General features: G+C 46.6%; 17 protein-coding genes and 2 riboswitches. Of the genes, 9 read left to right on the top strand and 8 right to left on the bottom strand.

The genetic code is table 11. The features are described 5' to 3' along the window. Window positions 1–19: 19 nt before the first annotated feature. Window positions 20–1,459, top strand: a complete 1,440-nt coding sequence (locus JNUCC21_RS20375; protein WP_369878440.1) for a DEAD/DEAH box helicase — start codon at window positions 20–22, stop codon at window positions 1,457–1,459. Between the two features lie 30 nt (window positions 1,460–1,489). Here JNUCC21_RS20375 and JNUCC21_RS20370 read toward each other — a convergent pair whose 3' ends face one another. Next, window positions 1,490–2,740 (bottom strand): MFS transporter, encoded by a 1,251-nt coding sequence (locus tag JNUCC21_RS20370; RefSeq protein ID WP_369878842.1) that lies wholly within the window; start codon window positions 2,738–2,740, stop codon window positions 1,490–1,492. 171 nt (window positions 2,741–2,911) lie between these two features. Between JNUCC21_RS20370 and licT the strand changes: the two genes are divergently transcribed. Then, on the top strand, window positions 2,912–3,739 hold the full coding sequence (licT, locus tag JNUCC21_RS20365; protein WP_031379240.1) for a BglG family transcription antiterminator LicT: 828 nt from the start codon (window positions 2,912–2,914) through the stop codon (window positions 3,737–3,739). Between the two features lie 235 nt (window positions 3,740–3,974). After that, window positions 3,975–4,706 (top strand): glycoside hydrolase family 16 protein, encoded by a 732-nt coding sequence (locus JNUCC21_RS20360; RefSeq protein WP_072589718.1) that lies wholly within the window; start codon window positions 3,975–3,977, stop codon window positions 4,704–4,706. A gap of 41 nt (window positions 4,707–4,747) precedes the next feature. Here the strand turns inward: JNUCC21_RS20360 and citH are convergent, their stop codons facing one another. Beyond that, on the bottom strand, window positions 4,748–6,028 hold the full coding sequence (gene citH, locus JNUCC21_RS20355) for a citrate transporter CitH (RefSeq protein WP_014419246.1): 1,281 nt from the start codon (window positions 6,026–6,028) through the stop codon (window positions 4,748–4,750). Between the two features lie 200 nt (window positions 6,029–6,228). Between citH and JNUCC21_RS20350 the strand changes: the two genes are divergently transcribed. The 4 genes from JNUCC21_RS20350 (at window position 6,229) to JNUCC21_RS20335 (ending at window position 10,953) form a co-directional block, all read left to right on the top strand. Further along, on the top strand, window positions 6,229–8,280 hold the full coding sequence (locus tag JNUCC21_RS20350; protein WP_369878439.1) for a catalase: 2,052 nt from the start codon (window positions 6,229–6,231) through the stop codon (window positions 8,278–8,280). A 118-nt stretch (window positions 8,281–8,398) separates the two neighbouring features. After that, a protein-coding gene (locus JNUCC21_RS20345; RefSeq protein ID WP_369878438.1) for an IS3 family transposase occupies window positions 8,399–9,549 on the top strand; the annotation gives its coding sequence in 2 pieces (ribosomal slippage) (window positions 8,399–8,672 and window positions 8,672–9,549; 1,152 coding nt in all). Window positions 9,550–9,829: 280 nt separating this feature from the next. After that, window positions 9,830–10,138 (top strand): hypothetical protein, encoded by a 309-nt coding sequence (locus tag JNUCC21_RS20340; protein WP_038456400.1) that lies wholly within the window; start codon window positions 9,830–9,832, stop codon window positions 10,136–10,138. A 140-nt stretch (window positions 10,139–10,278) separates the two neighbouring features. Then, window positions 10,279–10,953 (top strand): DUF3298 and DUF4163 domain-containing protein, encoded by a 675-nt coding sequence (locus tag JNUCC21_RS20335; RefSeq protein ID WP_160242421.1) that lies wholly within the window; start codon window positions 10,279–10,281, stop codon window positions 10,951–10,953. A gap of 47 nt (window positions 10,954–11,000) precedes the next feature. Here the strand turns inward: JNUCC21_RS20335 and JNUCC21_RS20330 are convergent, their stop codons facing one another. Beyond that, entirely contained in the window at window positions 11,001–12,194 is a 1,194-nt protein-coding gene (locus JNUCC21_RS20330; RefSeq protein WP_007407776.1) for a NupC/NupG family nucleoside CNT transporter, read from the bottom strand. Window positions 12,195–12,329: 135 nt separating this feature from the next. Next, a riboswitch (purine riboswitch) is annotated at window positions 12,330–12,430 on the bottom strand. Between the two features lie 360 nt (window positions 12,431–12,790). Here JNUCC21_RS20330 and JNUCC21_RS20325 point away from each other — a divergent pair. Continuing rightward, the gene (locus tag JNUCC21_RS20325; protein WP_369878437.1) at window positions 12,791–13,672 is read left to right on the top strand and encodes a methyltransferase domain-containing protein; all 882 of its coding nucleotides are present in this window, start codon (window positions 12,791–12,793) and stop codon (window positions 13,670–13,672) included. A 35-nt stretch (window positions 13,673–13,707) separates the two neighbouring features. Here the strand turns inward: JNUCC21_RS20325 and JNUCC21_RS20320 are convergent, their stop codons facing one another. The 4 genes from JNUCC21_RS20320 to pepT form a co-directional block, all read right to left on the bottom strand. Further along, window positions 13,708–14,844, bottom strand: a complete 1,137-nt coding sequence (locus tag JNUCC21_RS20320) for a 5-methyltetrahydropteroyltriglutamate--homocysteine S-methyltransferase (protein ID WP_044802395.1) — start codon at window positions 14,842–14,844, stop codon at window positions 13,708–13,710. A gap of 78 nt (window positions 14,845–14,922) precedes the next feature. Next, window positions 14,923–15,009, bottom strand: a riboswitch (SAM riboswitch). A gap of 84 nt (window positions 15,010–15,093) precedes the next feature. After that, window positions 15,094–15,570 (bottom strand): LURP-one-related/scramblase family protein, encoded by a 477-nt coding sequence (locus JNUCC21_RS20315; protein WP_012118790.1) that lies wholly within the window; start codon window positions 15,568–15,570, stop codon window positions 15,094–15,096. A 102-nt stretch (window positions 15,571–15,672) separates the two neighbouring features. Further along, window positions 15,673–15,840, bottom strand: a complete 168-nt coding sequence (locus JNUCC21_RS20310) for a hypothetical protein (protein ID WP_003150808.1) — start codon at window positions 15,838–15,840, stop codon at window positions 15,673–15,675. A gap of 575 nt (window positions 15,841–16,415) precedes the next feature. Beyond that, a complete protein-coding gene (pepT, locus tag JNUCC21_RS20305; RefSeq protein WP_069007553.1) occupies window positions 16,416–17,648 on the bottom strand; it encodes a peptidase T in 1,233 nt (410 codons plus the stop codon). 210 nt (window positions 17,649–17,858) lie between these two features. On the opposite strand from pepT, the gene galE reads away from it, so the two are divergent. Continuing rightward, window positions 17,859–18,875, top strand: a complete 1,017-nt coding sequence (gene galE, locus JNUCC21_RS20300; RefSeq protein WP_014419237.1) for a UDP-glucose 4-epimerase GalE — start codon at window positions 17,859–17,861, stop codon at window positions 18,873–18,875. Between the two features lie 46 nt (window positions 18,876–18,921). Here galE and JNUCC21_RS20295 read toward each other — a convergent pair whose 3' ends face one another. Further along, on the bottom strand, window positions 18,922–19,461 hold the full coding sequence (locus JNUCC21_RS20295; RefSeq protein ID WP_119834765.1) for a DUF4352 domain-containing protein: 540 nt from the start codon (window positions 19,459–19,461) through the stop codon (window positions 18,922–18,924). Between the last annotated feature and the right edge of the window lie 85 nt (window positions 19,462–19,546).

Genomic DNA, 19,546 nt, shown 5'->3' with positions numbered 1-19,546 from the left:
ACAGAGAAGGAGTTTAGTCATGAATGAGTTTAATGAATATGCGATCAGCCCCGAAATCCGACGGGCGCTGGATGGCTTGCAATACACCGAGCCGACTGAAGTGCAGCGGCGCGTCATCCCCGCCGCGCTGCAAAAAAAAGACCTCGTCGTCAAATCGCAGACGGGCAGCGGCAAAACCGCGGCTTTCGGCATTCCGATCTGTGAGCTTGCGGAATGGGAGGAAAACAAACCGCAGGCCCTGATTTTAACGCCGACCCGCGAGCTTGCGGCGCAGATTAAAGAAGATATCACGAATATCGGCCGTTTCAAACGGATAAAAGCCACAGCGGTTTTCGGAAAAGCGTCTTTTGACAAACAGAAAACCGAACTGAAGCAAAAAAGCCACGTCGTTGCCGGAACGCCGGGGCGTGTGCTTGATCATATAGAGAAAGGGACGCTGCCGCTTGAACGGCTGGCGTATGTAGTGATTGACGAAGCGGATGAAATGCTGAATATGGGATTTATTGAACAGGTGGAAGCCATCATTCAGCATCTGCCGAAAAACAGAGTCACCATGCTGTTTTCAGCGACGCTTCCGGATGACGTCGAGAAGCTGAGCCGCACATATATGAAAGACCCTGAATTGATTGAAGTAAAAGCGGAAGGCCTGACGACAAAAGACATTGAGCATTTTGTCACCAGAACAGAAGAAGAGGACAAAACATCTTTGCTGCGTGATGTCCTGATCACCGAAAACCCGGACAGCTGCATCATATTCTGCCGGACAAAAGAAAGAGTCATCCAGTTAACCGATGAGCTGGACAGGCTGGGCTACCCTTGCGATAAAATTCACGGCGGCATGGTGCAGGAAGACCGCTTTGACGTCATGAATGAATTCAAGCGCGGCGAGTTCCGCTATCTCATTGCGACCGATGTTGCCGCCAGAGGAATTGATATTGAAAACATCAGCCTCGTCATCAATTATGATATTCCGCTTGAAAAAGAAAGCTATGTACACCGCACCGGCAGAACGGGCCGCGCCGGACACCGCGGACTGGCCGTTACGTTTGTGACGCCGTCTGAATCGCGGTTTCTGAATGACATTGAGACATATATCGGTTTCCGCATCCAAAAGCGTGAGGCGCCGTCTGAGAAAGAAACAGCGGAACGGAAAGCGGCTTTTGCGGAAAAATTGAACGCCCGCCCCGATGTCAAAACAGACAAAAGCGAACAGTTAAACAAAGACATCATGAAGCTGTACTTTAACGGCGGGAAAAAGAAAAAACTCAGAGCGGTCGATTTTGTCGGAACGATTGCGAAAATCGACGGCGTTTCAGCCGATGATATCGGGATTATCACGATTCTGGACAACGCATCGTACGTCGAAATTCTGAACGGCAAAGGCCCGCACGTTCTTGACATCATGAAAAATACGACGGTCAAAGGCAAAAAACTGAAAGTCCATAAAGCCAAGAAATAAAAAAGAAAGCCTGCCGCGCGCAGGCTTTTTTTACGCCGTCTCCTCGGGGACGAACGCAAGGATGGCAATGCCGATCACAAATAACAAAATCAGGCTGAACACGGCGGCTGACGAATTCCCGGTCAGCTGGGCGGTGACGGCAATCAAAAGCGGGCCGATAATCGAAGCGAACTTGCCGAAGATATTATAAAAGCCGAAAAACTCATTGGCGTTCTGTTTGGGGACAAGCTTTGCAAAGTAAGAGCGGCTCAGCGCCTGAATACCGCCTTGGGAAGTGGCGACAAGCATAGCCAAAACCCAGAAATCAAAAGCGGAATCCATAAAATAAGCATACGTGCAGACAATCATATACACGCCGATTCCGGCATAAAGCATCGTTTTTCCCTTAAACCGTTCGGCCAGCCGTCCGTACAAAATCGAAAAAGGCGCGGCGACGACCTGTGTGACAAATAAAACAATCAGCAGATTTGCCGCGCTGATGCCGAGGTCAGCCCCGTATGACGTGGACATCGTAATGATGGTGCCGACCCCGTCGATGTAGAAGAAATAGGCGAGCAGAAACAAAAACAGCGCCCGGTGCTTCCTGATCTGCCTCAGCGTGCCGGCCAGCCGTTTAAAACTGCTGATTACAAGCCGCGGCTCCCTCTCGATATAATAGCGCTGGCGGACGCGGAGAAGGAGCGGGATCGAAAACAGCCCCCACCATGCCGCCGTAATCAAAAAGGCAATGCGGCCGGCAGCCTGGGCGGACAGCGGAATCACCTCCGCTTGTGCTGAAAGAATCACGGCAATGCTGAGGAGAAAAGGGATCGTACTGCCGATATAGCCCAGCCCAAATCCTCTGGCGGACACCATATTCATCCGCTTCTTTGCGGCCACATCAACGAGAAACGCATCATAAAACACATTAGACCCGGCAAAGCCGATCGTGGAAATCGTATAACAAATTAATAACAGCATCCAAGATTCGCCGGGAATCAAAGCCAGCGCGGCTGTGCCCGCCACACCGATCAGAAGAAAGAAGGCAAAAAACCGTTTCTTGCATCCTTTGTAGTCGGCAATCGTTCCTAAGACGGGACCGAGCATCGCCAAAATAAAAGTCGCGGCGGCAATCGTATAGCCCAAATAAGCGGTAGAATCCGCCGCGCTGACACCGTTTTCCGCCGCCGCGGCTTTAAAAAACAAGGGGAATACCGCCGTCATAATAATGACCGAATAAGCTGAATTGGCCCAATCATACAGCATCCAGCTGCTTTCTTCTTTCGAAAACCGTTTCATCACACACGCTCCTTCCCAAAAACCGGTTCTCTGCATTATATGCGCCTCATCCGCATCGTTGGACAATGATTTCTGAACGGCGTTTTCTGATTGACCTGGAGATATTGACCTAGTTCAAAAAGGATGTAAAATCAAGGTGTAGCAGGTAAATGGTCAGGCGGGAGGGAGACAGAATTGAAGATTGCGAAAGTCATTAATAATAATGTCGTCAGTGTGCTCAAAGAAGGCAATCAGGAATTGGTTATCATGGGCCGGGGCATTGCTTTTCAAAAGAAAACGGGAGACCCGGTAGATGAAGCCCGCATTGAGAAAGTGTTCACGCTCGATAACAAAGATGTATCCGAAAAGTTCAAAACCCTTTTGTATGATATCCCGATCGAATGTATGGAAGTATCCGAAGAGATTATCAGCTATGCGAAATTACAGCTCGGCAAAAAGCTCAATGACAGCATCTATGTGTCGCTGACCGACCATATTAACTTTGCGATCCAGCGCAATAAGAAAGGGCTGGATATCAAAAACGCCTTACTGTGGGAAACGAAACGGCTGTACAAAGACGAATTTGCAATCGGCAAACAAGCGTTGGCCATGGTAAAAAACAAGACTGGCGTGTCTCTGCCGGAGGATGAAGCAGGCTTTATTGCGCTGCATATTGTGAATGCCGAGCTGAATGAAGAGATGCCCAATATCATCAACATTACAAAAGTCATGCAAGAGATTTTGAGAATCGTAAAATACCATTTTAAGATTGACTTCAACGAGGAATCACTTCACTATTATCGGTTTGTCACCCACTTAAAGTTTTTCGCGCAGCGTCTTTTTAACGGCACACATATGGAAAGCCAGGACGATTTTTTGCTGGAGACAGTGAAAGAAAAGTACCATCGGGCGTATGAATGCACGAAGAAAATCCAAACATGCATTGAGAGGACGTATGAACACAAGCTCACCAGTGACGAGCTGCTGTATTTAACGATTCACATAGAAAGGGTAGTCAAATAAGCATAATGAAAGCGTTGGCATTTTTTTCTTCATTTACGTATGATCTTGTTAGGATTGTTACTGATAAGCAGGCAAAACCTAAATTACAATGAGCACTGATCACTTCTGTTTGTGCTGATGGTAATTTAGGTTTTTTTAAGATTCATTATTATCATTATTCTGACCGATGTCCCCTTTTAACAGAATCATGTATGATCAATAAAGAAATCGCTTTCAAAGAAAGGGGAATGCCGACATGTTTTATCGTATGAAACGAGTGCTGCTGCTTCTTGTCACTGGATTGTTTTTGAGTTTGTGTGCGATCACTTCTACTGCATCAGCTCAAACAGGAGGATCGTTTTTTGAACCTTTTAACAGCTATAACTCCGGATTATGGCAAAAAGCAAATGGTTATTCCAATGGAGATATGTTCAACTGCACGTGGCGTGCAAATAATGTATCAATGACGTCATCAGGTGAAATGCGTTTGGCGCTGACAAGTCCGTCTTATAACAAGTTTGACTGCGGGGAGAACCGCTCCGTTCAAACCTATGGCTACGGACTTTATGAAGTCAGAATGAAACCGGCTAAAAACACAGGGATCGTTTCATCGTTCTTCACTTATACAGGTCCAACGGATGGCACTCCTTGGGATGAGATTGATATCGAATTTTTAGGAAAAGACACGACAAAGGTTCAATTTAACTATTATACAAATGGTGCGGGAAACCATGAGAAGGTTGCGGATCTCGGATTTGACGCGGCCAATGCCTATCATACGTATGCGTTCGATTGGCAGCCAAACTCTATTAAATGGTATGTCGATGGGCAATTAAAACATACTGCGACAAGCCAAATCCCGACAAACCCGGGAAAGATCATGATGAACTTGTGGAATGGGGTAGGTGTCGATGACTGGCTCGGTTCCTACAATGGTGTAAATCCGCTATACGCTCATTATGACTGGGTGCGCTATACAAAAAAATAATGTACAGAAAAGGATTTCCGCTGGCGGAAATCCTTTTTTAATTAAAACGAAATAATCCCAATCAAAAGCGCCGCAATCGTCATCACAATCGTTGTCCCCACGGCCCATTTGATGGTGAATTTTTGATGATCGCCAAAGCTGACGCCTGCCATTCCGACCAATAGATAGGTGGATGGCACAAGCGGGCTGAGCAGATGCACAGGCTGCCCCAGCAAGGAGGCTCTTCCGATTTCAGCGGCGTCTATTCCGTAAGCGGAAGCGGCTTCAGCGATGATGGGAAGCACACCGAAGTAAAAGGCGTCATTCGACATGAAAAAGGTGAAAGGCATGCTGGCAATCGCAGTGATCAACGGCAGATGCGGGCCCATGGCATCAGGGATGAGGGAAACGAGAGAATGCGCCATCGCATCGACCATTTTTGTGCCTGAGAGAATGCCTGTAAATATGCCTGCCGCAAACACCATTGAGACAACGTTTAACGCATTACCCGCATGTGCCGAAATCCGTTTCTGCTGCTCTTTGACATTTGGATAGTTGACCATCAAGGCGATGGCGAACGCGATCATAAAAAGAACAGGGATTGGCAGCAGGCTGGTGATCAGCGCGGCCATCAGAGCAACAGTCAGCAGCAGGTTAAACCATTGAAGAGCGGGACGCTTCAGCGGCGCTGCCTCCGGATCAGAAGACGGCGCGTGTTCAATCGAAATGATGCCGAGCCGCTTCCGTTCTTTTTTTCCGAGGAGATAAGCAACGGCGATCACCCAGAGAACGCCGGCGATCATAGCGGGAATCAGCGGCGTAAAAACTTCTGACGTGTCCAATTTCAAGGAAGCCAAAACCCTCGCCGTCGGCCCGCCCCACGGAATAATATTCATGACCCCCGAACCGAGCATCGCAATCCCCGCCAGCACCAAACGGTTCATGCCGAGCCGTTTGTAAAGGGGCAGCATTGCCGCAATTGTAATCATATACGTTGTTGTCCCATCTCCGTCCAGCGAAATGGTCATCGTCAGAACCGCTGTGCCGATGGCGATTTTTAACGGATCCCCTTTGACAAGCGATAGGATTTTGGCAATGAGGGGATCAAACAGACCTGAGTCAATCATAATGCCGAAATACAGGATGGCGAATAACAGCATGATCCCGGTTGGAGCGAGGTCTGTAACGCCTTGAATCATCATCTCGCCGAGATCTTTGCCAAATCCGCTGATCAGGGCAAACACAACAGGAACGACAATCAAAGCAATAAGAGCGGAAAGCCGGTTAGACATAATAAGATACATAAAGACAATCATCATCACAAAACCGAGTATGGCAAGCACGATATGACCTCCCCTGTTCAACAGCTGTATTGGTAAGCGTTTTCACAATTTATTTCTGTGAAAATGGCTTATTTCAAAATGTGTATGACCGCATATGTAAATACAGACCTAAAATCCTAATGAGCGGATCAGCAGTTTATATGAAGAACGCCGCGGGTAAATGTGCTGTAGAATGTTTCGTTTTAAAAGGGGGAACTGACATGAGTGATGATCAAAACAAACGAGTAAATGAACACTCAAAGGACGAACAGCTGGAGCAGTACCGGTCTGATAACAGCGGCAAAAAAATGACGACCAATCAGGGGCTTCGCGTGTCTGAGGATGAGCATTCTTTAAAAGCGGGCGTCCGCGGCCCCACGCTGATGGAGGATTTTCATTTTCGTGAAAAAATGACGCACTTTGACCACGAGCGGATTCCGGAACGGGTCGTTCATGCGCGCGGGTACGGCGTTCATGGGCATTTTCAGGTGTACGAACCGATGACGGAATATACACGGGCGAAATTTTTGCAGGACCCGTCCGTCAAAACGCCTGTTTTCGTCCGTTTCTCAACAGTGGCGGGCTCCAAGGGGTCAGCCGACACCGTCCGTGACGCCAGGGGATTTGCGACGAAGTTTTATACTGAAGAAGGGAACTATGACCTCGTCGGAAACAATATTCCGGTGTTCTTCATTCAGGACGCGATCAAATTCCCGGATCTCGTTCACGCCATAAAACCGGAACCGCACAATGAAATGCCGCAGGCTGCGACGGCTCATGATACGTTCTGGGATTTTGTCGCTAATAACCCTGAGTCGGCTCACATGGTCATGTGGACGATGTCTGACCGCGGCATCCCGCGGAGCTATCGGATGATGGAGGGCTTCGGCGTGCATACGTTCCGTTTCGTCAACGAGAAAGGAAAAGCGCGCTTTGTAAAATTCCACTGGAAACCCGTGCTCGGCGTTCATTCCCTCGTATGGGATGAAGCGCAGAAAATTGCCGGGAAAGATCCCGATTTCAACCGCCGCGACCTGTGGGAAACGATTGAAAACGGCGGCAAAGTCGAGTATGAGCTCGGTGTTCAGATGATTGACGAAGAAGATGAATTTAAATTTGATTTCGATATCCTTGATCCGACGAAGCTGTGGCCGGAGGAGTTGGTTCCCGTCAAGCTGATCGGAAAAATGACCCTTGACCGCAATCAGGACAATGTCTTTGCGGAAACTGAACAAGTCGCATTCCACCCGGGCAATGTCGTGCCGGGCATCGATTTTACCAATGACCCGCTTCTTCAAGGCCGGCTTTTCTCTTATACGGATACACAGCTCATCCGTCTTGGCGGGCCGAATTTTCACGAGATTCCGATCAACCGGCCGGTCTGCCCGTTCCATAACAACCAATACGACGGCTACCACCGGATGACGATTAATAAGGGCCCCGTCGCCTATCATAAAAATTCCCTGCAGAACAATGATCCGTCGCCGGCCTCAGAAGAAGAAGGCGGATACGTTCATTACGAGGAAAAAGTAGAAGGCAGAAAAATCCGCCAGCGCAGTGAGAGCTTCAATGACTATTTTTCTCAGGCCAAGATGTTCTGGAACAGCATGTCTCCCGCCGAGAAAGAACATATCATCTCCGCGTTCTGTTTTGAAGTCGGAAAAGTGAACAGCAAGGACGTGCAGCAGCAGGTGGTTGATGTCTTCAGTCACGTCGACGCCGGGCTTGCCGAGCGTGTTGCGAAAGGAATCGGCGTGAACCCGCCGCCGAAGGACCGTGAATCTGATGAAACGTTCACTTCCCCGGCCTTAAGCCAGGAAAACACGGTGAAGACGGCAGCGACAAGGCAGGTCGCGGTTTTAACCGATCACGGGTTTTCTGATGAGAAAGTCAAACAAGTGCTTGACGCATGCAAACAGGCGGGAGTCAGAGCCGATATCATCAGCCCCGCGCTGGGAACCATCAAGGGAGAAAACGGTACGGAGCTGAAAGCGTCAGCCACTTTCCTGACAGCGGATTCCGTCCTGTACGACGCTGTTTTCATTCCGGGCGGAAAACAAAGCACAGACAGCCTCAAAGCCCAAAAATCGGCCAGAGACTTCGTCAGCGAAGCTTTCAGCCATTACAAAGCGATCGGCGCCTCCGGTGAAGGAAAAGAACTTCTCGCCCTCGCCGCCGGAACCGAAAGCGGCCCCGGCCTTGTTCCGGACGGGAACCATGAACAATTTCTGAAGGCCGTGGCTGAGCACCGGCATTGGGGCAGAAACATATAAGAATGAAAAAGCGCCTTTTATGAGGGGACTGACCCCATAATATGAGACAAACAAAAAACACCTTCAAGTTTGAAAACGGATCGTTGTTATCCGAAATTAGACTTGGAGGTGTTTTTCTATGAGGGCAAGAGTGAGTTATCCGGTTGAAGTCAAACAGAAGGCTGTAGAAATGAGATTGGCGGGCGTGCCTGTGAAGGAGATCATGCAGGAATTGAATATAAAGAATAAGACGCAGGTGCAGACATGGGTCAGGTGGTATAAAGCTGGGGACACACATCGATTCGAACAACCTGTCGGAAAGCAATATTCTTATGGAAAAGGTCCAGAGTATTCTTCCGAATTAGAGAAACTGCAGGCAGAAAATCGTTATCTGAGACAACAGAATGAAGTGTTAAAAAAGTACAACGAATTGGAAAGGAAGCTGATAGCGAAACGCCAGTCGAGCTTGTAGAAGCATTGCGCAGCACAATGACCATAAAGGATATCTGTATTCATTTAGGTATCTCACGAGCATCTTATTATCGTTGGAAGAAGAATCTGATGAAAGATAACCCTAAATACCATTTAGAAAAACAAATCGGCACGTTGTGCCGAGAACACAAGTATCGATATGGCTATCGGAAAATCACAGCCATATTAAAAAAGGGAATGCGTATGAATCATAAAACGGTTCAGCGCATAATGCAGAAGAATCAGTGGCAATGCCGGGTTAAGGTGAAAAAGCGCAAGAAGAATGGGCAGCCATATGCCGTGGCCGAGAATATATTGGATCGGAACTTTCAGTCTGATCGCCCTCTGGAAAAGCTAGTAACGGATATCACATATTTGCCTTATGGGCAGAAACAATTGTATCTTTCCAGTATATTGGATTTATACAATGGAGAAGTGATTGCTTTTACGATTGGCGATAGACAGGACACAGACTTTGTCTTACACACACTTGATCAGCTGCCCGCACTGCCAGAGAACTGTGTGTTACATAGTGACCAAGGTTCTGTTTATACATCTTATGAGTATCAGAAAGCTGTTAAAACAAAAGGCATTACCATGAGCATGTCCCGCAAAGGGACGCCCGCTGATAATGCCTCCATCGAATCGTTTCATTCCTCACTAAAGTCTGAAACGTTCTACCTCGACAGGTTGGAAAGCACTACGACGACCATCGTAGAACAAACTGTCGAAGCCTATATACACTATTATAACAACATTCGTATTCAAACGAAACTAAACAACCAGCCGCCGGTCACATACCGACAGCTGGCTGCTTAAAGGTGTTTTGATCCCTGTCTCAAAAACGGGGGTCAGTCCCTGAGAAGGGCGCTTTTTTCTTGTGAAAGTGAAATATCTGAACGAAGCATTAATATTGAGAGAAAACGAAAATTGCTTCCGTGCAAATCCGTACCTCCCGCTGTCCGGGACATTCAGACAACAGTTTTAGAGAGTCAGGGCATTGCATTATTTAAAGGGTTCTGACTGATGGTGAAATAATCTTTGGTTTACTTCCGCTCTGTGTTTGTGTATCTTAGGGGTAGATTTTCTGGAGGAGCGAATGATAGTGAAGCCGTTTACCGAAAAACAACTTGAAGAATATTACCGGCGTGACGAAAACATGATGATTTTGGTGTTTGCCCAATGGTGCGTCAATCATGACCTTGATCCGATGGCCATTTACAGCAAGGCTTATCCCGGACAGCCTTTAAACGAAGAGCTGCAAAAAACGGCTGAAGAACTTGTCGTGCCGAAGGAGGAATCAGAACCGATTCCTGATCAAACCGTCATCGGCGTTTTGGAGATGTTCGGCAACTCCGATTTGGCGGAAGCCGTTTATGAAGCCATTGCGCAAAGACCTTCACGGTAAAAGAGGCGTGGATTTTCCATGTCTCTTTTTTTCATGGAGAAAATGTGAAAGAAGGCCCAGAAACAATTTGCTGATCCGCGCTGTCTATAGAGTGTAACCCGTTTTCAAAAAGGGAACGGTAATGAAAAGGAGGAGTTGTGATGAAAAAGGCATTCAAAATGATGGCAGCCGTGCTCTTAACCGTGCTGACAGCCGCGCCGTTCGGAGGTTTCGCGCCTTCAGCCGAGGCCGCGCAAACCGCAAAGCCCGTTGTCAAAAGCCATACGTATAAGCATGTAAAACAGCTGACATACCCCGAGGTCACAAATACGGGAAACGCATCTTTTGAAAAGAAAATCAATCAGGACTTCAAACGCTATATTGAAAACTCGTACAAAGAATATGTGAAAAACAAAAAAGACGGTGAAAAACAAGGCTACAAAGCGGAATACCAAACAGATTTCAAAGTGAAGTATAATCAAGACGGCAAACTCAGCATACAGACGGAAGACTACAGTTACACAGGCGGCGCACACGGGCTGACATCCGTTCAGACCTTTAATTACGACTTGGCCGCAAAAAAACGGGTCACACTCGATAATGTGCTGAATACAAAAACGAAAGCTAACAAGACGAGAGACTATCTTTACGGCTACATCAAGAAACATGACGATCTGTTCGATCAGGACGTCAAAAAACAAGAGATCATCCTGAATAATGAAAGACCTTTTTTCTTTACGAAAAACGGCATTGCCGTTGTGTTCGGACAATATGATCTCGGGCCGTACGCGGCAGGAATCCGGGACGTTTTCGTACCTGCATCCGTCTATCAATAAAAAAAAGCGATATCACTCCAAAATGGAGCGGTATCGCTTTTTTTCTTTTACCAGACAAACAATCCGACAATCGCCGCGCTCAATAAGGAAACGGCAATTCCGCTGACAAGCAGCTTCCAGACGTTTTTTCCGATGATGGCTGATTTTTCACCATCAAGCAGAGATTGATAAGATCCGTAGATCATACCGATGGTGCTGAAGTTTGCGAATGATGTCAGGAATGTCGTAGCCACGGCAATCGTGTGCGGCGGAAGTGAATTCAGCTGCCCTTTCAGATCGGCCATTGCCACAAATTCATTCGTCGCGAGCTTGATGCCCATCAGCTGTGCGACATACATCGCGTCATGTACGCCTAATCCGAGGAGGAAGGCAAACGGACTGAAGATGTATGAGAAAATCTTTTGAATGGTCAACCCGTGCATGAACAGCCCGAGTACGCCGTTTAACGCGGCCGTTAACGCCACATAGCCGATTACCATCGCTAAAATGACAATGACCATGTTCATGCCGACAAGCATACTGTTAGAAATCGTGGAGAAGAAGTCTTTTTTCTCCGCTTTTGAAGGAACGTAAATAATATCATCCTCTTTAGAAACGTCCACGGGATTCAGCATATTGGCGATTAAAAGCGCGTTTAAGCAATTCAGCGGGATGGCTGTAAACACATAAGTGGACGGAACCATCGTCAAGTATGATCCGATGATCGAGCCGCTGATGCTGCTCATGCTCATCAGCCCGAATGTCAAAAGCCGATTGTTGCTGACGGCGGCAAGCTGCTGGCGGATGACGGCTAAAGCTTCCGTATTTCCTAAAAACATCATCTGGATGGAGAAAAAGCTCTCCAGCTTCGGCAGACGGGATATTTTAGAAATCAGCCAGCCGATTTTATCAATGAGCCACGGCAGAATACCGAAATACGACAGCATATCAAAGAAGGTCACGACGAAGATAATCGGCAGCAATGCGCTGAAGAAAAAATCAACCGTCGGATTGGCCATGACAGACGGAAAAGCGAACGCAATCCCTTGACTGGCGCAGGAAATCAGCCATGTAAAGAACGCGCCGATCTTCCCGATGACAAAGCCGCCGACTTTTGTCCCTAACATAAACCAAGTAATCAGAAACTCAAAGACGAGGAGCATGACAATCGGACGCCATTTAATCTTCTTCTTGTTGGGAGAGCATAAGAAAACAACAGCCATGACAACAATGAGACCGACAATGTTCAATAAAAAGTACATGTGAGCAACTCCTATAAGGGTATTATGGAAATAAAAAAAGCTCTTATTCGTCACAAATTCCTGAAAGCCAGAAAGTGTGATAAATAAGAGCCAAAAGAAAAGAATAGACAGCGTCATATGCTTTTCACTCGTTCAAATTTATGCAAACTTTCTTGTAGTCTAGTCTTTTACGGCACTAGGTAGAAACAATCAGACCATATTACTGATCATATACAAGAATAACGATATTACATGAGATAGCAGTATTTTATCGTTTCAATTTTTGAAAATCAACCTTTTTAGATATTTTCAAAATAATAAATTTATATTATAAATAAAGAAAATAAAGGATGTTCATAAGTAATTGGATAATAAAGGTATAAAAAACCTGAAAACCGTTCTGGTTCATTGTAAAGACGGGATGCAGCTGATAAAATGGATCTGAGGGCACAGCCTTCAAAAGACGGCAGAAAAGGGGTCATTTTCGTGATCATCCAGTTCATTCGTTACAGATAATGAGAGGGATAGATGAATAGGTTAAACCTTCCAATTCGGTAAGGTTTATTTGTCTATGCCTTTTTCATTTCATCGGAATAACGAATGAATGAGGTGTTTTTTTGACGTCTATAAAAAGAAAACGCGCGGAATTACTGCAATCATGCCAGTCCGTGTTCGGGTGTCCGCTATGCCGGTCGGCCATGGCGGTCTCACAATACCGAAGCTTGATTTGCGGACAGGGGCATACATTTGATATATCAAAACAAGGATATGTGAATTTCCTCAATAAATCGGTCAAAACCCGCTATGACAGGCAGCTGTTCGAAGCGAGACGCGAGCTTTTTGACAGCCGGGAATTTTTTGGGCCGGTTCAAAAGGAGATCGCCGCCATCATCACCCATATTCAATCTCCGCAAACATCAGCGGCGGTATTGGATGCGGGATGCGGAGAAGGGTCTCATTTAGCCGCCGTATGCAAATGGCTTCAGCCTGCTTTTTCCGTGACGGGAATCGGCATTGATCTCTCGAAAGAAGGTGTGCTGCATGCCGCAAAGGCCTTCGGGAATCATATGGTTTTTGCCGTCGCTGATGTGGCGGATGCGCCGTTTGCCGACAGCCGTTTTGATGTCGTGATGTCTGTTTTATCACCTTGGAATTACAAGGAATGCAGCAGGCTTTTACGAAAGGGCGGCACAGTCATTAAAGCGGTGCCGCGGCGTGATTATTTGAAGGAAGTAAGGGAATTCTTCTTCGGAGACAGCCCTCGGCGGAATGACACCGCCGATTCTGCGGCCGGACGATTCCAAGCGGGCTTTCAAACCTTTGAGCGCAAACGGCTGTGTTACACAAAGACTTTAGCGCAGCCTGACCTCGAGCGGCTTGTGAAAATGACGCCCTTAACATGGAAATGTACTGATGACAGCATCCAGCGGTTTATCAGCCGGAAAGAGGCTGCTGTCACGATAGATATCGATATTTTAATCGGAACCGATCCGCTGTAAAACGGAAAAGACACGCTAATCGCGTGTCTTTTTTTTTATTTCCAGACTTCACCGGCAATGTTGACGACATGGCGCAGTTTCGCCCATTGCTGTTCTTCTGTGATCAGGTTTCCTTCCTCAGTGGAGGCGAATCCGCATTGCGGGCTGAGGCAAAGCTGATCCAGACTGACATATTGTGAAGCCTCTTCAATCCGGCGTTTAATCGCGTCCTTGTCTTCAAGTTCGCCATGTTTCGACGTAATCAAGCCAAGCACAAGCTGAAGATCAGAGCGTTTGACATAACGGAGCGGTTCAAAGCCGCCGGAGCGGGAATCATCATATTCCAGAAACAATCCGTCAAGATCAAGCCCGTCAAAAATCGTTTCAGCCGCTGCATCATAGCCGCCTTCAGCCGTCCATGTGGATTGGAAGTTGCCGCGGCAGATATGCATCGTAACCTTCAGATCGTCAGGGCGATCCTTGATGGCGTCATTAATGGAAGCGGCAAACAGCTTGCGCAGCTCATCCGGCGTCGTGCCGAAAGCTTCAATCTGACGAAGCCCCGCTTCTGATAAGAAAACGGCCCATGCGGTGTCATCGAGCTGAAGGTAGCGGCACCCGGCGTCATAGAAAGCTTGAATCGCTTTTTTATACGCTTTTGACACATCGTGCTGAAATTGTTTGTAATCATTCTGGTAGGACGCTTTTTCCAATTTTCCGCGGAAAAACAGCATATTCGGACTTGGGATGGTCATTTTCGGAACAGCATCGCCGGCAATGCTGTGCAGGAATTTATAATCTTCGAGCATCGGATGCTGAGAAAAATCAATATCTCCCGTTACTTTAATGCCGCGCGCTTTCGTCTGTACGTTGTGAAACTGAATGCCGCTTTCAGGCGTAAACGCTTCGACGCCGTCTAAATTTTCGAGAAAATCAAAATGCCACCAGGCACGGCGGAATTCGCCGTCAGTCACGACATTGAGGCCGGTTTCTTTCTGCTTTTTCACACTGCGGATGATTTCTCTGTTTTCGATTTCGCGCAGCTGTTCTGCCGAAATCTCACCCGCCGCTCTTTGCAGGCGGGCTTGCTTCACAGCCGCCGGCCGCAGCAGACTTCCGACCTGATCCGCGCGAAACGGCGGGTTTTTTCTTAGAAGCGTATGCAATGGTTGTTCTGTGTTTTGCTGTGACATGAACGATTCCTTCTTTCCTGATGAAATATAAAAAAACTCTTCCCTCGGATAGGGAAGAGCTTGCGTCCGCAAATCTCAACCTTATCTTCAGGATTTAGCACCATTCTGCTGAACAGCGGTTGCCGGGTATCATAGGGCCAGTCCCTCCACCTCTCTTGATAAGGAAATATGCTATTTTTCAGAATAAACTGTAATACTCTTAATCTTAGTATATTATCTTATATTGTCAATATATTTCGATAAATATTTTTATTTATCACCCTCAAATAGAATCATATCTATCACAATGGCGATCGCGAGACAAAGAACGATATCCTCTTCCTTTTCAATCTGCAAATGATAGGAATCGCCCCAGCTCATCCATGATTTGGTGACGGTCATCCGGTTTGATTTTCCGTCTGTCACTTGAAAATTCCGGCCCCACACATCGCCGGTAAGATCCCAGCCGAGTCCGGAAATTTCAAATTTCGGTTTGAAAAACGTGACTTTCTTGATGACTTGGCAGACGGGTTTGCCGCTGACGGAAATCTCGTAACGGGGAACGAGCGACATCAGTTTCTGGTTGACGCTGGCGAGCGTGCGGCCGTCCAAATCAGTCAGCTTCAGTTCATCACCGAATGAAAACAGCTTTCCTTCAACATTGTAGACTTCTTTTCCGCTTTCAAGAAACACTTGAAAACGATTCTTAAACGTAAACATTCGCTCTTTGATGTAAAAATGGTACATAAAAAAACTCCTTTTTTATGTTGTACGAAAAAAGGAGGCGGTTGGTTTCATATCGGGCGGGTACATAAAAAAAGGCTGCCGATTTTGCGGCAGCTGTCGTTTTTATGATAGCGGCATCCGGCGTTTTTGACGGATCGCATTTAAATCAATGATGTTATTCGTGTCGGCAGCTGTCACCAGCGGGCTTGTCTTTGGCGTTTTCCGGCGGTTGTCCTTACTGAAAGAGAAAACAAGATACCCTGTCAAAGCAGCAAAAATAAGTAGCATCATTTTACATACCTCCCAAAAAAAGTTTTGGTATTATTATTGTACGAAAAAACAAACGAAAAGTATTCAAACAATTGTCACTTTTTTAAAAAATAACGTCATTTTCCGTAAAAATGACTATGGGTTGAAGAAGTTTTGCTCTTGTTGTGGTTCTATAGATTGTATCGGCTGATGAATGACGATCGTTTATATAACTTTTTCACTATTTTTGTAAGTGTCTAATTAACTACTTCAGTGTTTTCGTTTGCCTTGTGTTATTCAGTACCCTAAAAAACCTTATCATATGCAAAATAACTGCTTCTAACAGATGACTGCGGGATGACAGCGCTTTCTTTATTTTTTTAAAGAAAACGAGATGTTATCTTAAAAAAATCGTTTGAACATTTTCCGCAGCTTTTTAAACGGGTTTGATTTCGTCTCCAGAACACGCGGGTCTTTTAAGGTTTTTTTCAATTCTTTCGCTACAGTCCCTCTTGCCATAGTCTTCACTCCTTCTTTCCAATTCATACCTTATATACGGAAAGAAAGAAGGAAAGGTTTCATGTGAAAGAAAAAAACCAAAGCAGGGGGCTTTGGTTTTAAGCGCGCTCTTCAAAGAGCCTGGCGATTTCAACAATGACGTTTACCGCCTTTTCCATATGATCGACGGAAATGTATTCATATTTTCCGTGGAAGTTTTGGCCGCCCGTAAAAATGTTCGGTGTCGGCAGCCCCATGTAAGAGAGCTGTGATCCGTCGGTTCCGCCCCGGATCGGTTCGATAATCGGTTCGATATCGAGGTTTTTCATGGCTTGATAGGCGACATCGACTATCTCTTTGACCGGTTCGATTTTTTCTCTCATGTTGTAATATTGATCACGCAGTTCAAGCTTGATGCTTTCCTTGCCGTATTTGGCCGCCAGCGCATCGGCGGTTTTCTGCATATATTCTTTTCGTTCTGCAAAGCGGTCTCTGTCAAAGTCTCTGATGATGTACGACAGGGCGGCTTCAGAAACGTCTCCGTTCATGGAAAGTAAATGATAGAAGCCTTCATACCCTTCCGTATATTCCGGCGCTTCTTCTTTCGGCAGCGCGTGATGAAATTCCATCGCGATTTTTGAAGCGTTGACCATTTTGTTTTTCGCCGTTCCCGGGTGGACGCTTTTTCCGTAACAAGTAAGCTTTGCGGCGGCTGCGTTAAAGCTTTCATATTGCAGTTCGCCGAGGGGGCCTCCGTCTATCGTGTAGGCGAATGCGGCGTTGAAGCGGCCGACATCGAATTTGTGAGGGCCTCTGCCGATTTCTTCATCGGGCGTAAACGCGACCCGGATCGTTCCGTGTTTGATGTCCGGATGTTTGATCAAGTACGCCATTGCCGTCATGATTTCGGCAATGCCCGCTTTGTTGTCGGCTCCGAGCAGCGTCGTGCCGTCTGTTGTGATCAGCGTCTGGCCTTTATAGCGGGAGAGCTCCGGGAATTGCTCAGGCGACAGGACGACATTGAGTTTGTCATTCAGAACGATATCATGTCCGTCGTAGCTCTCAATAATCTGAGGATTCACATTTTTCCCGGTAAAATCGGTCGCGGTGTCCACGTGAGCCAGAAAACCGACAGTCGGCACGTCTTTATCCGTATTTGCCGGCAGAGTCGCCATGACGTACCCATTGTCATCGACTGTGATGTCTGTCATGCCGATCGACTTTAATTCATCTGCCAGCATGTTGGCCAATGTCAGCTGGCCGGGGGTTGAAGGGCAGTTTTCATTGTTTTCGTCAGACTGTGTATCGACTTTTACGTAAGAGGTAAAGCGTTCAATGATTTCTTTTTTCATACCGTCATCTCCTTTGTCTTATCTTACCATGCGCGGGGGAGGGATTTCTATTTCGCAACCGGTTTGAATCGAAGGCTCTGTGTTTTACGCGAATGAAAACAAATTATGAAGAAACGATGACTAAACGATTAAACTTTTTGGAAATGGATGATTGAGGAAGAAAAAACCGATATAATATGGTCAATTCATTCAATAGGGGAGGCTTTCTTCATGGCGATTTTAGTGACAGGCGGAGCGGGTTATATCGGAAGCCACACATGTGTCGAGCTGTTAAACGGCGGCTATGACATCGTGGTTTTGGATAATCTGTCAAATAGTTCACCGGAAGCATTGGAGCGTGTGAAAGACATTACCGGAAAAGGGCTTGTATTTTATGAAGCGGATCTCCTTGACCGTGACGCCGTTCACCGGGTGTTTGCTGAAAATGAGATTGAAGCCGTCATTCATTTTGCGGGATTAAAAGCCGTCGGTGAGTCTGTGGCTGTTCCGCTCCGTTATTATCATAATAATCTGACGGGGACGTTTATTTTATGTGAAGCCATGCAGGCACACGGTGTGAAAAAAATCGTCTTCAGTTCTTCAGCGACGGTTTACGGCGTTCCGGAAACAACGCCGATCACTGAGGATTTTCCATTAAGCGCGACCAATCCTTACGGGCAGACAAAGCTGATGCTGGAACAGATTTTACGCGATCTGCATAAAGCGGATTCTGAATGGAGCATTGCGCTGCTCCGCTACTTTAATCCGTTCGGCGCGCACCCGAGCGGGCGGATCGGAGAAGACCCGAACGGCATCCCGAATAATTTAATGCCGTACGTCGCACAAGTCGCTGTCGGCAAGCTTGAGCAATTGCAGGTGTTCGGCAATGATTATCCGACAAAGGACGGCACCGGCGTGCGGGATTACATCCATGTCGTTGACCTTGCCGAGGGCCACGTCAGAGCGCTTGAGAAGGTGCTGAACACAACAGGCGCGGATGCCTATAATCTCGGCACGGGAAGAGGCTACAGCGTTCTTGAGATGGTCAAGGCGTTTGAAAAAGTATCGGGAAAAGAAGTGCCGTACCGTTTTGCCGCCCGGCGCCCGGGAGACATCGCCGCATGCTTCGCAGACCCGGCAAAAGCAAAGGCTGAATTAGGCTGGGAAGCAAAGCGCGGGCTTGAAGAAATGTGCGCCGACTCTTGGAAGTGGCAGTCCTCCAATGTGAACGGGTACCAAAAGGTGTAAAAAGAAAGAGACCTTCAAATGGTGAAGGTCTCTTTTATTACGGTCATTATTTAATTTTCACTTCAACATCGTTGCTGAACTTTAATTTCCAAGTGCCTTTAGAGTATGCGTTTTTATCAACTTCAAAAGCTTTTACGTCAGTAACTTTAATGTTCGGGTTCAAGTCACTTAAAATTTTACTGTTGTCTACTTTTGTTTCTGTTGCATAGCTTGAAGAAGCATCAATATCTGAATCATAGGATGTTCCTTTAGAATCTACTAATTTCGCTCTTGGAATGGAGAAAGAGCTTAACGGCTTGTTTGAAACATTTTTAACTGTGTATTGAACAGCTACGATAACGCCGCCGTCAGACGCTTTTTTCTCGACAAATTGAGAGCCTACTGAATCTCTTTTTTCGACTTTCGTAACAGTAACTTCAGTTTTCTCAGTCTTAACAGTGTCACCGATGTTATACAGTTTTTCCTTGGATTCCGCAGCTTTTGAAGACGCGGTTTTAGATGATGAAGATCCGCCTCCGCCGCCGATGTTTACGAGAATGATAATAACCACTACTGCCAGAAGCAATGTGATAATTTTATGTCTCATAAAAAAGTTTCTCTGATCTTTACCGCAGTTTGGGCATTTTTTAACGCCTTTAGCGATTTCTTTGCCGCATGCCTTACAAGACACC

The organism is Bacillus sp. JNUCC-21, from assembly GCF_041222765.1.
Lineage (GTDB): Bacteria > Bacillota > Bacilli > Bacillales > Bacillaceae > Bacillus > Bacillus velezensis.
This window is presented reverse-complemented; position numbering and strand designations above follow the sequence as displayed.